The 12664-nt window shown below is 70.9% G+C and carries 10 protein-coding genes; 4 read left to right on the forward strand and 6 right to left on the reverse strand.

The window, feature by feature from the left end:
• The first annotated feature begins 64 nt into the window (after positions 1–64).
• Both ACIBI5_RS30205 and ACIBI5_RS30210 read left to right on the forward strand, forming a co-directional pair.
• Positions 65–799: a lytic polysaccharide monooxygenase gene (locus ACIBI5_RS30205; protein ID WP_397252115.1), complete on the forward strand. Its 735-nt coding sequence runs from the start codon at positions 65–67 to the stop codon at positions 797–799.
• 4 nt (positions 800–803) lie between these two features.
• Positions 804–1226, forward strand: a complete 423-nt coding sequence (locus ACIBI5_RS30210; RefSeq protein WP_397252116.1) for a DoxX family protein — start codon at positions 804–806, stop codon at positions 1224–1226.
• 57 nt (positions 1227–1283) lie between these two features.
• Here ACIBI5_RS30210 and ACIBI5_RS30215 read toward each other — a convergent pair whose 3' ends face one another.
• Both ACIBI5_RS30215 and ACIBI5_RS30220 read right to left on the reverse strand, forming a co-directional pair.
• On the reverse strand, positions 1284–3011 hold the full coding sequence (locus ACIBI5_RS30215; RefSeq protein WP_397252117.1) for a substrate-binding and VWA domain-containing protein: 1728 nt from the start codon (positions 3009–3011) through the stop codon (positions 1284–1286).
• 81 nt (positions 3012–3092) lie between these two features.
• Complete coding sequence (locus ACIBI5_RS30220; protein ID WP_397252118.1) at positions 3093–5639, reverse strand: bifunctional FO biosynthesis protein CofGH; 2547 nt, start codon at positions 5637–5639, stop codon at positions 3093–3095.
• Positions 5640–5776: 137 nt separating this feature from the next.
• On the opposite strand from ACIBI5_RS30220, the gene ACIBI5_RS30225 reads away from it, so the two are divergent.
• The gene (locus ACIBI5_RS30225) at positions 5777–7303 is read left to right on the forward strand and encodes an alpha/beta hydrolase (RefSeq protein ID WP_397252119.1); all 1527 of its coding nucleotides are present in this window, start codon (positions 5777–5779) and stop codon (positions 7301–7303) included.
• A gap of 73 nt (positions 7304–7376) precedes the next feature.
• A complete protein-coding gene (locus ACIBI5_RS30230) occupies positions 7377–8273 on the forward strand; it encodes a DNA-3-methyladenine glycosylase family protein (protein WP_397252120.1) in 897 nt (298 codons plus the stop codon).
• Between the two features lie 317 nt (positions 8274–8590).
• Here the strand turns inward: ACIBI5_RS30230 and ACIBI5_RS30235 are convergent, their stop codons facing one another.
• The 4 genes from ACIBI5_RS30235 to ACIBI5_RS30250 form a co-directional block, all read right to left on the reverse strand.
• A complete protein-coding gene (locus tag ACIBI5_RS30235; protein WP_397252121.1) occupies positions 8591–9682 on the reverse strand; it encodes a sugar phosphate nucleotidyltransferase in 1092 nt (363 codons plus the stop codon).
• A gap of 20 nt (positions 9683–9702) precedes the next feature.
• The gene (locus tag ACIBI5_RS30240) at positions 9703–10821 is read right to left on the reverse strand and encodes a glycosyltransferase family 4 protein (RefSeq protein ID WP_397252122.1); all 1119 of its coding nucleotides are present in this window, start codon (positions 10819–10821) and stop codon (positions 9703–9705) included.
• Positions 10822–10914: 93 nt separating this feature from the next.
• A complete protein-coding gene (locus ACIBI5_RS30245) occupies positions 10915–11811 on the reverse strand; it encodes a YbhN family protein (RefSeq protein WP_397252123.1) in 897 nt (298 codons plus the stop codon).
• Positions 11808–12623 (reverse strand): class I SAM-dependent methyltransferase, encoded by an 816-nt coding sequence (locus tag ACIBI5_RS30250; protein WP_184957762.1) that lies wholly within the window; start codon positions 12621–12623, stop codon positions 11808–11810. Before ACIBI5_RS30250 ends, ACIBI5_RS30245 begins: the two co-directional genes overlap by 4 nt.
• Positions 12624–12664 lie beyond the last annotated feature (41 nt).

The following is a 12664-nucleotide window of genomic DNA, read 5'->3' on the forward strand; positions in this document are numbered from 1 at the left end:
GCATTTACCCTTAGGAAACTTTCCTTTATATTCGGGATATCCCCCCATGTAGAGGAGCATTTTTATGAGAAGGGTGCTCACGTTAGCCAGCGCGATGCTCGTGGCGATATCCGCCACGATCTTCGTCGCTTCCCCGGCGCTCGCCCACGGCTACGTCAACTCGCCCCCGAGCCGGCAGTACAACTGCAAGCTCGGCAAGGTGCAGAACTGCGGACCCATCGTCTGGGAGCCGCAGAGCGTCGAAGGCGCCAAGGGCCAGCGCAACTGCCACGCCGGCGACTCCCGCTGGGCCCCGCTCAGCGACGAGAGCAAGCCGTGGCCGGTGACGAACGTAGGCTCGTCCACCAGCTTCAGCTGGACGTTCACCGCCCGTCACGCGACGCTGTCGTACGAGTACTACATCGGCGGCACCCGCGTCGGCTACGTCGCAGGAAACGGCCAGCAACCAGGAGCCACGGTCACGCACAACGTGAACCTGTCCGGCTTCAGCGGCCGCCAGAAGGTCCTGGCCATCTGGAACATCGCCGACACCGCCATGGCGTTCTACGCCTGCGTCGACGTCAACATCGGCGGCGGCGGCCAGCCGACCCCCACTCCCACCCCCACTCCGACACCGACCCCCACTCCCACGCCGACTCCCACCGCCACCAACCCCGGTGGCACCTGGGCGGCAGGCACCGCCTACGCATCGGGCAACACCGTCACCTACGCCGGACAGTCCTATCGTTGCCTCCAGCCGCACACCGCCATAGCGGGATGGGAACCACCGAATGTCCCGGCTCTTTGGCAGCGGATCTGAATCCATGCAGCAGCAAGTTCGTGACGCGGGTGTGTCACTGTTCCGCATCGTGGTCGGGCTGCTGTTCGCCTGTCACGGTGCCGCCAAGCTCTTCGGCGTGCTCGGCGGACCTCGTGGCGGCACTCCACCGGCCTTCCTCGAATGGCCGTCCTGGTGGGCCGCGGTGATCGAACTCGTCGCAGGTGGCCTGGTCCTGCTGGGACTGGCCACCCGGGCGGCGGCGTTCCTCGCCGCGGGTGAGATGGCTTACGCCTACTTCACCGTCCACCAACCCAAGGGGCTGTTTCCCCTCATCAACGGCGGTGAGCTCGCCGCCCTCTTCTGCTGGTCGTTCCTGATCCTCGTTCTCATCGGGAGCGGCCCGTGGTCGCTGGACTCGGTGGTGGCACACCTCCGCCGCCGCATGAAAGTTCCCCAAGGCCCCTAGCGGTCTTTGTGGACGGGCACCCGCTCCGTGCGGCGGGTGGCGGGTGCCCGCGGCCCCTCAGGTGGTCTTGCAGGTGGGGTGGCAAAGGCGGCGCGCCAGCGCGGCCAGGAACACCTCGATGATCTCCCCCGGCTCCTGCGCGACGTGCAGCGAGCCGTTGGTGGCGGTGGTGATCTCCGACAGACCCGCGCGGTCCACGCCTGAACCGAAGGCGATGATGACGATCTGCACAGGCTTGTCGGGGTCCCACTCCGCGCGCAGGCGGTCGAGCAGCTGACGGCGGGTCAGGCCCTTGCCGTCGTCCCTGCCCGCGGTGATGACGAGGAGCGTGTTGTTCATCTCCTCGCGGAACTCGCCGCCGACCTCGCGAAAGCCGCTCAGGATCGCGTCGTGCAGCGAGCTGTCCAGATCGGGGTGGACGGTGATGGCCGAGGTCAGCTCATCGAGCCGGCCGCGGCGCACGACCTGCCCCGACTCGGGCTCGTTGATCGGGCCGAGGCCGACGCGTTCGCGATATCCCTTGGTGCGGCCCAGCGTGTCCGCGAACTCCCACATCCCCATGTGCGTCGAGTCGGGAAACAGCTGCAGCCCGATCTTCGCCGCGGCCAGCGCGGTGCCGAGGCGGTCGGTCATGTGCTTGGAGGTGTCGGCCAGCACCAGGATGTTGGTCGGCGGCGCCAGCCTGCTCCAGGCCTGCAGCGCCGCGTCGATCTCCGCCGGCGAGATGGACGGCCGGGTGCGCGGCGTCTCCGCGGGGATCTGCGGGCCGGGCGAGATCGGCCCGAGCGTGCCGTCACCGGAGCGGAACCCGGCCCGGCGCACGAGTTCCTGCGCCTCGTCGCCGCGCAACCAGTCGGCGAAGACCGTGGAGGCCTCGGCCACCTCGGGATCGGTTGCGGTGACGACGTAGGGGTAGTCGAGGCTGATGGTGCCCTCGCGCGGATGTAAGGCGACCACCGGGTCGGCGGAGGGCCGCCGGTTGTGCTCGCGCACCGACTGCTCGGGGACGATCACCACCGGCCGTTGCCAGAACGCCCGGTCGTCCACGGCCGCGAGCATCGAGCGGTAGTCGGGGGCCGAGCCGGCCTGCGCCCAGCGCACGAACGCGGTCAGCGCCCGGTCGGCCGAGGCGCCGGTGCCGACGACGTCCCTGGCCGCGGCGACGGTGGCGATGCCCGCTCCGGCCAGCGAGGGGTCGGGCACGCGTACCACGTCGGGCTCGTTCTCGTTGGGGCGCAGCCGCCCGCGTACGGTCGAGGGGAAGACCATGCGCCAGTTCATCTCGGTCCTGCCCACCGCGAAGCGTTCGGCCAGCGACTGGCGGGTGGCGAAGACCAGCGGCGAGGTCGCCACCGTGCTCTGCCCGGCCGGCAGCGCGCTGGCGCCCTGCTTGCGGGCCAGCCGGATCCAGGCGGAGGAGTCGGCGATCCAGCCGTCGGGCCGCTGGCGCAGCACGCCCGCGCGGTCGCCGATCAGCGTGCGCAGCACGGTCGCGGGCGGCTGCTCGGTCACCTGGACGAGGACGCAGCGCCCGCCCGTGGCCGTCTTCGTCTCGTTGAAGCGCTCGGCCGCCAGCATCGCCACAGGCGCCACATCCACCGCTGCGGCCACACTGACCAGAACAGGCTCTCGTGTCGAGCACAGGGGTCCGCCACCGCCGAAGACGACCACGAAACCGGCGGCCAGAACGGCCAGGGCCGCCAGCCCCGCCAGCACGCCCCGGCCGAGCGCCTGCCTCCGCCGCTGCTCAGGCGCCGGAGCGGCGCGGTGTCGAGCCAACCGCACGGTGCTACCTCTCCATTCGGGAGTGACGATTCTCCCAGCGCCGCCCGGGGGCGGCGCAAGGTCAGGTAGAACTTGTTATAACTAAACGATCCTGAGGACGCTACGGCAGACGCCGTCGCTCTTGGCCGAAGCGGCCAGCCTTTCCGCGTCCGGCCGGCCGTACCCGGTGGTGCGCTGATGGAGGGGACGGCCGGTCGGCGCGACCATCTCACCGATCTCCGTGATCGTCTTGTAGGAGCCGTTCTCGGAACCGGCCATGCGGCTGATCGTCTCCTCCATCAGCGTGCCGCCCAGGTCGTTGACGCCGCCCTGGAGCACCTCCCGGCACAGGTCGTCCTGGAGCTTCACCCACGAGCACTGGATGTTCTTGATCGAGCCGTGCAGGAGGATCCTGGCCAGCGCGTGCACGGCGCGGTTCTCCTGCGCGGTCGGGCCGGGCCTGGCGATGCCGGCCAGGTAGATCGGGGCGCTGTGGTGCACGAACGGCAGCAGCACGAACTCCGAGAAGCCGCCGGTCTCCTGCTGCAGGCTCCTGATCAGCTTGATGTGCTTGACCCAGTGCAGGTGGTTGTCGACGTGGCCGTACATCATCGTGGAGGTCGTCGGCAGGCCCACCTTGTGCGCGGTGGTGATCACCTCGACCCATTCCCTGGTCGGCAGCTTGCCCTTGGTCAGGACCCAGCGCACGTCGTCGTCCAGGATCTCCGCGGCGGTGCCGGGCAGCGAGTCGACCCCCGCCTCCTTCGCCGCGTGCAGCCAGTCCTCGATCGACAGGTTGGTACGGCTGGCCCCGTTGACCACCTCCATCGGCGAGAACGCGTGCACGTGCATGTCCGGGGTACGCGCCTTGACCGCCTTGGCGATGTCGAAGTAGGCGGTGCCCGGCAGGTCGGGGTGGATGCCGCCCTGCATGCAGACCTCGGTCGCGCCCGCCTGCCACGCCTCGGCGGCCCGGTCGGCGACCTGGTCGAGACTGAGCGTGTAGGCGTCGGCGTCGGTACGCCGCTGGGCGAAGGCGCAGAAGCGGCAGCCGGTGTAGCAGACATTGGTGAAGTTGATGTTCCGGTTGACGACGAAGGTCACGTCGTCCCCGGCGGCCTCGCGGCGCAGGCCGTCGGCGATGCGGGCCAGCTCGTCGAGGGCCGGGCCGTCGGCGCCGAGCAGCGCCACGGCCTCCTCGTCGCTCAGCCCAGCGGGGTCGGACTCGGCGCGGCGCAGCGCCTGGCTCAGGTCGCCCAGGATCGCCGCGGGCGCCGCCGCGGGCAGCCGCTCGCGCAGCGCGTCCCAGTCGCCGTAGACGTTGTCGAAGTCGTCGCGGCGGTCGTTCGTACGGCCCTCGGTGTCCACTGCGGTGTGCAGGTCCACCCGGCCGGAGGCGGAGAAGCCGCCGTCGGGCTCCTGCCAGGGGATGCCCTTCAGGACCGCGTCCTCCCTGGCCAGGCCGGTCTCCGGGTCGGCCAGGGCGCTGATGTGCGCCATCACGCGAGGGTCGGTCCAGGGCTCGCCGGCCAGCACGTACTCGGGGTAGAGGGTCAGGCGCTCGCGCATGCCGTACCCGGCGGCGGCGGTGCGGGCGGCCAGGTCGTCGATCTGCGGCCACGGCTGCTCGGGGCTGACGTGGTCGGGAGTGAGCGGCGAGACGCCGCCCCAGTCGTCGATGCCGGCTCTGACCATCAGCTCGAACTCGCCACCGATGAGGTTCGGCGGCGCCTGGATGCGCATCCTCGGGCCGAGCACCAGCCGCGCGACGGCGATGGTGGCGGCCAGTTCGCGCAGGTCGGCGTCGGGCATGCCGCGCATCGCCGTGTCCGGCTTGGCGCGGAAGTTCTGGACGATGACCTCCTGGACGCCGCCGTACTCGCGGGCGACCTTCCTGATCGCGAAGATCGACTCGGCGCGGTCCTGGACCGTCTCGCCGATGCCGATCAGCACGCCGGTCGTGAACGGCACGTTCGACCGGCCGGCGTCCTCCAGCACCCGCAGCCGCACCGCGGGGTCCTTGTCCGGCGAGCCGTAGTGGGCCTCGCCCTTCTCGGTGAACAAGCGCGTGGAGGTGGTCTCCAGCATCATCCCCATCGACCCGGCGACCGGCTTCAGCCGCTGGAAGTCGCGCCAGGTGAGCGCGCCCGGATTCAGATGCGGCAGGAGGCCGGTCTCCTCCAGCACCCGGATCGCCATCGCGCGGACGTAGGAGATCGTGTCGTCGTAGCCGTGCGCGTCCAGCCACTCGCGCGCCTGGTGCCAGCGGTCCTCGGGCCTGTCGCCGAGCGTGAACAACGCCTCCTTGCACCCCAGGGCGGCGCCCTGCCGGGCGATCTCCAGCACCTCGTCGGGGCTGAGGAACGGCGCGGGCAGCTTGTGCGGGGCCGTCGCGAACGTGCAATAGCCGCAGCGGTCGCGGCACAACCGGCTCAGCGGGATGAACACGTTCTTGCTGTACGTGATCACCCCGTCCCGCCCGGCGTTGCGCAGCCCGGCGTCACGCACACGTCCGGCGTGTTCGAGCAAAGTGTCGAGGTGCCCGTCGCGGGCGTGCAGCAGAACGGTCGCCTCGGTGACGTCGAGTGCCTTGCCATCGCGGGCGCGGGCGAGCGCCCGGCGCAGAGCGGAATCACTGACCACAGTCATAGCGGCACGATACGACCCTCTGAGTCTCTGTAGCGCACCCAGCCCTCGGTATGACGCCCGCTCCTCCCTAGGACCTACTCCTCCAACCCTCCTCAGGTCCCTTTCCCTGACCGGGTTCCGCAACTGATGATCAAGTCATGCGAAGATTCGCCGCCCTGTTAACAGGGCTGTTGGTTCCCCTGTCCCTTCTGACGCCCATGGCCTCGGCCGCGACGCCCGCCAAGCCGGCCGTCGCGTGGGCCCCGTGCCCGGAGGATCCGGCCGTCGAGTGCGGGACGCTGGCCGTACCCGTGGATTGGAACAACCCGGCGAGCGGCACCTTCAACGTCGGCGTGGCGCGGCGCAAGGCCACCGACCCGTCCGCCAGGATCGGCGCGTTCGTGCTGGGCGCCGGCGGGCCCGGCGGGTCCGGGGTCGAAGAGGTGCTCTTCGCCCCGCAGTACCTCAGCCCCGAGCTTCTGCGCCGCTTCGACGTCGTCGGCCTCGACCCGCGCGGCACCAACCGCAGCAACCCGGTGGTCTGCTCCACCGCGGTGCTGGCCGAGGCGCCCCACCCGCTCATGACGAGCCAGGCCGACTTCGACAAGCGGCTCGCCTACAACGAGCGGCTGCGCGCCGACTGCCGGACGCGTACCGGCCCGGTCTTCGACCACGTCGACTCGCTCAGCACCGCCAAGGACCTCGACGCCTTCCGCGCCGCGCTCGGCGAGCGTCAGATCACCTACTGGGGCGGCTCCTACGGCACCCTCCTCGGCCAGCTCTACGCCGAGAACTTCCCCCAGCGCGTACGCGCGCTGACGCTCGACAGCACCATGGACCACAGCCTCGGCACCCGCGGCTTCATGGACACCGAGACATGGGGCGCGCAGGACGCGTTCGACGAGTTCGCCGCCTGGTGCGAGCGTGAGACCTCCTGCCTGCAGCACGGCAAGGACCTGCGGACGATCTGGAAGGACCTCCTGGCCCGCGCCGACCGCGGCGAGATCCACCCCCCGGGACAGCCTGACGTGAAGCTCACCGCCTTCGAGATCATCTCCTTCGCGGTCGGCAATTTCTACGACCCGCGCGGCTGGCCGGAGCTCTCCCAGGTCATCGACGAACTGCTCCGCACCGGGACGCTGAGGAACGGCGCCCAGACCCCGGCCGTCGACCGTACGCAGGAGGTTCAGCCGAACCCGTTCCAGATCTTCTGCCTGGACTTCCGCCTGCCCGTGCGCGACTACCGCGAGTGGAACTCACACGTCCGCCGCCAGAGCAAGATCGCGCCGGACATGCGCTACAGCAGCCTGGCGATCTTCCCGGTCGTCTCCTGCCTCGGCCAGCCCGCCCCGATCCCCAACCCGCAGCACGACCTGAAGGTCCGCACCAAGACCCCGCTGCTGGTGGCCAACTCGCTGCACGACCCGGCCACGGTCTACCCGTGGGCGCTCGGCACCGCGCGGCAGCTCGGCCGCTCGGGCCGGCTGCTCACCTACGAAGGCTGGGGCCACATCGTCTACGGCCGCGGCGCCTGCGCGACCGGGACGATCGACGCGTACCTGCTCTCCCAGCGCCTGCCCGCGCCCGGCGCCCGCTGCCCAGCGGTGCCGCCGTCCGAGGTCAGGTCTCTGCGGGAGTTCACGCCGCCGAAGCCCGGCACCCCCGGATGGGGCTTCCCTTCCTGATCCGGTACGGCTGACGCCGTCCCCTTGGCCCGCGCGGTCGTCCAGGCCGCGCGGGTACGGGCACACTGGAGGCGTGAAAGAGCGAGCGTGGACGCCGGACGAGCCCGTTGACGTGGGCCTCGTCCTGGGCCCGCACCAACATGGCGGCGGCGACCCCACCTGGCGTCAGGGGCGCGACGGCGCGATCTGGCGCACGTCCCGCACGCCCGCCGGCCCCGGCACCTTGCGCGTCTCCCTCAAATCCGCCACCGTGTACGGCCACGCCTGGGGCCCCGGAGCGGACTGGCTGCTGGAAACGTTGCCCGGGTTGGCAGGGGCCGACGACGATGTTTCCGGATTTACCGTGAAACATGCGGTTTTGGAGGATGTTTTCCGGAAGCACCGGGGGTTGCGCATCGGGCGTACCGGCCGCGTCATGGAAGCCCTCGTGCCCGCCGTCCTGGAGCAGAAGGTCGTCGGCCGCGAGGCGTGGCGAGCCTGGCGCTGGCTGCTCAACCGCTACGGCGAACCCGCCCCCGGCCCGGCCCCCGAAGGCATGCGCGTCGTGCCGGAACCCGGCGTCTGGCGCGAGATCCCCGGCTGGGCGTGGCACCGGTCGGGGGCGGAAGCCGTACGGGCGAAGACCATCGCCACCGCGGCCTGGCACGCGGAGAAACTCGAGTCCGCGACGACCAGCGCGGAGGCCGACCGCCTCCTGCGCACCCTGCCCGGCATCGGCGTGTGGACCTCCGCCGAGGTCCGCCAGCGCGCCTTCGGCGACCCGGACGCCGTCAGCGTCGGCGACTTCCACCTGGCCAAAATCGTCGGCTACGCGTTGACCGGCGAAAAGACGGACGACCCCGGCATGATGCGCCTCCTGGAGCCCTACACCGGCCACCGCCACCGCGCCACCGTCCTGATCGGCCTGACCGGCCTCCGCCCCCCACCCCGCGGCCCCCGCATGCCCATCCGCGACTACCGCACCTTCTAACCCCACCCCACCCAGACCCCCACCTCAGGACCCGCACCTCCGGACCCGGCCCCAGGACCAGGACCAGGACCCCCACGCCAAGTCCCCGCCCCACCCACGAAGCCCGAAGCGGGGCCACCCCCAAGCATGGGCACCCCACGCGCACAGACAGCCCAGACCCGGGGACTTCCCGGCAGAGTCCCGGCTTGCAGGTGCCACGGGTGCTTGTCCACATGGCGAAGCGCCGCGTGTCCGCCCGCCGGGGCGCGTGTCCCGGCCACCGCTTCCCCGCGGGGCGCTCCGGGCGTTTCCGCCGGCGAAGCGCCGCGTGTCCTGGGTTAGACGTCGCTGGAGTAGCGGACGGCGCAGTCCGGGAGTTGGATGTCGGGCCACACCCGGATGCCGGCCTGCAGTTCGTTGCCCGCCCCCACCACCGCACGGTCGCCGATCAGCGCGTCGCGTACCACCGCGCCCGCGGCGATCCGGGCTCCCGCGCCCACCACCGAGTCGGTCACCGTGGCACCGGCGCCGACCACGCAGTCGTCCAGCAGGATGCTGCCCGTCACCGTGGCCCCCGCCTCGACCCGGGCCCCGGCGCCCACGACGGTGCCGCCCACCGCCTTGGCCTCGGGCGACAGGAGGGCGCCGGGCAACGCCAGGTGCTCGCCGGTCGGGCCGGGTAGCGCGGGTGAGGCCAGCTTGCCGAGGACGAGGTCGCGCGAGCCCTGGACGAGCGCCGCCGGTGTGCCGACGTCCAGCCAGTAGGTGCGGTCGGCGTATCCGAGCACGAGTTCGCCGGACTCGATGAGCCCGGGGAAGGTCTGCCGTTCGACGGACACGACCTCCCCGGCGGGAATCGAGTCGATCACCGACCGGGTGAACACGTAGCAGCCCGCGTTGATGCGGTTGGTGACCGGGTTGGGGGTCTTCTCCAGGAAGGCGGTGACCCGGCCCGAGGAGTCGGTGGGCACGCAGCCGAACCGGGTCGGGTCGTCGACCTCGGTGAGATGGAGGGTGACGGCGGCCTGCCGGTCCACGTGGCGGCGTATCTGGTCACCGATGTCGTGACCGGACAGGATGTCGCCGTTGAGCACGAGGACGGGCGCGTCGGAGGCGACGGTCAGGGCTTGCGCGGCGTTGCGGATGGCGCCGCCGGTGCCGAGGGGCGTCTCCTCGGTCATGTACTCCAGCTTGAGCCCGAAGTCGGCGCCGTCGCCGAAGACCGGCTCGAACATCGACGCCTTGTAGGAGGTGGCGAACACGATGCGGCGCACCCCGAACGAGCGGGCGCGCGCGAGCTGGTGCGCCAGGAACGGCACACCGGCGGTCGGCAGCAGCGGCTTGGGCGTGCCCAGTGTCAGCGGGCGCAGGCGCGTGCCCTGGCCCCCGACCAGGAGGATCGCCTCGAGGCCTGGCAAAGAGCTCTCCATCACTCCGCGAGGTTATCCAACTATTCGACCGCCCGTTGATAGGAGCTGAGATGTGCCTCGGCCGAGGCGTCCCAGGTGAACTCGCGGGCCCGCGCCAGTCCGGCCCGACGGAGCTGCGCCCGTCGTTCGGAGGAGGCCAGGAGCTGGCCGAGCGCCGTGGCGATGCTGTCGGCGTCCGGCTCGCTGTACGCCACCGCGTCCCCGCCCACTTCGGGCAGCGAGGTGCTGTGGGTGGTCAGCACGGGAGTACCGCAGGCCATGGCTTCCAGCACCGGGAGCCCGAAGCCCTCGCCCTTCGACGGGAAGGCCACCACCAGCGCGCCGCCGAGGAACCCGCGCAGGTCGGGGCTGCGCAGATAGCCGGGGCGGATGACCCTGACCGTGGCCTCGACCTCGCGGCAGGCGGCGTCGACGTCGTCCTCGTGCACGCCGCCGCCGATCACCAGCGCGGGCGGGTCGGGCAGGCTCTTGACGGCCATGGCGAAGCCGCGGATCAGGTTGGGAACGTTCTTACGCGGTTCCAGCGCGCCGAGGAAGGCGACGTAGCGCTGGTCGTGCAGTCCGCACCGCTCGGCCGCGCGCCGGGTCTCCTCTTCGGTCGGCGGGTGGAAGATCTCCTGGTCGACACCGTGGTAGGCGACGTCGATGCGGGTGGGGTCGGCGGCCAGGACGCGGACGAGTTCGTCGCGGGTGGCCTTGGAGGGCACGATGACCCGCCGGGCGTGTCGCACGGCGGTGCGGGTGGCCGAGCGGAAGAAGGACGCTTTGACCGTGTCGTGCTGGTCGGGTTCGGTGAACCAGGTGACGTCGTGGACGGTCACCACCGTCGGCAGGCCGGAGCGCAGCGGGATGGAGTAGTAGGGCGCGTGGATCACGTCGGCGCCGGCCTGCCGGGCGAGCAGAGGTACCCCGGTCTGCTCCCAGGCGAGCCTGGTGGCCCGGTTGGTGATGGCGACGGGTCCCGGCAGGATCCGCGCGGAGGGCGCCAGCCTGCCGTAACGTTCCGCGTCGGAACGCTGGCAGACCACCGCGAGGTCGGCCCCGGCCCGGTGAAGGGCGCCGATGAGGCCGTCTACATATCGGATCAACGCACCGCGGTCAGCGGGGACCGCGGCGGCGTCGACAAGCACACGAGGCATACGAAGATCTTCTCCCCTCAAGATCAACGTGGGACCGGTTGTCCCCCTCTCTCGTTCAGCCTAAGACCAGCGTCCCCAAAAGCGTGGTCCAAATCACACACGGTCGCGACGCGCAACGAATCCGGCGATACCCGCGCAGATCAGGTCACCAACAATGATGACAATCCGCGACACAAGGGCTACGGCGATCGCCGAGCCCCGGTCCATGACCGGTGACAGCACCGCCACCATGGCCACCTCGCGCACCCCCGCCCCCGCGGGCACGACGAACGTCAGGATGCCCAGGCACCACGACAGCGCGAACGCGCCGATCGCGAAGACCAGCCCGGTCTGCGGCGCGACGAAGTATAGGTGCACGCCGTAAGCGGCCCACCCGGCCAGCGCCCAGCCGAGCGCGGTCAGCATGCCGCGCCGGGTGAGCGGGCGTTCGAGCGGTTCGCGCTTGAGCTTGCGCAGCCCGAACCCGATCACCGCGTTGACGACCTTGGGCTCCAGCAGCACGAGGATCACCGGGAGGGCCAGCAGCAGCCAGCCATAGCGGTCCCAGCCGAGGGTGCCGAGCGTGACGAGCAGGCCGGTGGCCAGCTGGATCGGCATCATCAGGAAGAACGCCGCCGCGCTGCGCGACCGGGGTACACCGAGGTCGCGCCCCATCTCCATCTGCGCGATCACCGGCCAGACGGCGCCGGGGATGTACTTGCCGAGCTGGCCCACGAAGAAGACCTTGGCCGCGGACCTGAACGGCAGCGGCGATCCCAGGTCGGCGAGGAGCGTGCGCCACGTGAGCATCGCGCCCAGCAGCGCCGCGACGACCGCGACCAGCGAGGCGGCCACCATGGGCCACGACAGCTTCGCGAACCCGGCGGCCACGGCGTCCCATTGGGAGGCGACCGCCCAGGTGCCGAAGCCCAGGGCGATGGCCAGGAAGCCGAACCTGACCACCTTCTTCACCACGGAGCGGCGTGCCGTGCGCGGCTCCGCCGTACTCAAAGCACTCTTTCCGGCGGCTGCGGGAGCGCGGCGCCGCGCGGGCGGCGCGGCGTCTTGGTGGCCACCCACAGGTAGGTCGGCACGACCGGGAGGAGCAGCTTGAGCACCTCACGGGGGGTTTTCGCCAGTACGGCCCGCACCACCTTGCCCAGCACGCCGGGGAACAGTTCCCCACCGGCGAAGCGGGTCGGCGTGGCCAGCACGGGAAAGGTGTAGTCCCAGACGTGGAAGGCGCGCAGCATGCGCTTGAGCCCGCGCCGGGTGCGGAAGCGCTCGTAGTAGTGGTCGGCGCGGCCGAAGGCGCGCACGTAGCGGTCGGCGAGCGACGGCGGCAGGTAGGACAGGAACGGCAGTTTGTAGTGCGGTTCCATGATGCCGAGCCGGTTGCCGAGGCCGAGGTAGAGGACGCCGTCGTCGGCCAGGACCCGGTGCATCTCGGCGACGACCGCGTCGGGGTCGACCACATGCTCGTAGATGTGGTTGAAGACCAGCACGTCCACCGAGCGGTCGGGGAACGGCAGCGCCGTGCCGTCACCGCAGACGAACGCCACCCGCTCGCCGAAGCGGTCGGCGGCCTTGCGCAGGCCGGGCACGTCGATGTCGATGCCCAGCGTGTGCTTGGCGCCCGCGTCGGCCAGTTCGTCGGCGATGAATCCGGCGGAACAGCCCACGTCGCCCACGGTGAGGCCCGCCAGCGGCCCGTGGAAGTGCTCCAGCACCGCGATGATCTTCGCGGCCTTGCGGCGGCGCTTGCCCTCGTCGAGCATCGCCGCCTGGAACTCGGAGTATTCGAGCTGCTGTTGCCTGCTCATGGGTCGCTAGCCGTTCCTCCACCGTCGCGCGGGCGCTCGTT

Source organism: Nonomuraea sp. NPDC050540 (assembly GCF_044457485.1).
GTDB lineage: Bacteria > Actinomycetota > Actinomycetes > Streptosporangiales > Streptosporangiaceae > Nonomuraea.

What these genes read in the sequence shown, in the direction of transcription:
- ACIBI5_RS30210 (WP_397252116.1), top strand. Translation starts at nt 804, where the DNA reads ATGCAGCAGCAAGTTCGTGACGCGGGTGTGTCACTGTTCCGCATCGTG.
- ACIBI5_RS30250 (WP_184957762.1), bottom strand. Translation starts at nt 12,623, where the DNA reads ATGAGCAGGCAACAGCAGCTCGAATACTCCGAGTTCCAGGCGGCGATG.
- ACIBI5_RS30225 (WP_397252119.1), top strand. Translation starts at nt 5,777, where the DNA reads ATGCGAAGATTCGCCGCCCTGTTAACAGGGCTGTTGGTTCCCCTGTCC.
- ACIBI5_RS30240 (WP_397252122.1), bottom strand. Translation starts at nt 10,821, where the DNA reads ATGCCTCGTGTGCTTGTCGACGCCGCCGCGGTCCCCGCTGACCGCGGT.
- ACIBI5_RS30220 (WP_397252118.1), bottom strand. Translation starts at nt 5,639, where the DNA reads ATGACTGTGGTCAGTGATTCCGCTCTGCGCCGGGCGCTCGCCCGCGCC.
- ACIBI5_RS30205 (WP_397252115.1), top strand. Translation starts at nt 65, where the DNA reads ATGAGAAGGGTGCTCACGTTAGCCAGCGCGATGCTCGTGGCGATATCC.
- ACIBI5_RS30235 (WP_397252121.1), bottom strand. Translation starts at nt 9,682, where the DNA reads ATGGAGAGCTCTTTGCCAGGCCTCGAGGCGATCCTCCTGGTCGGGGGC.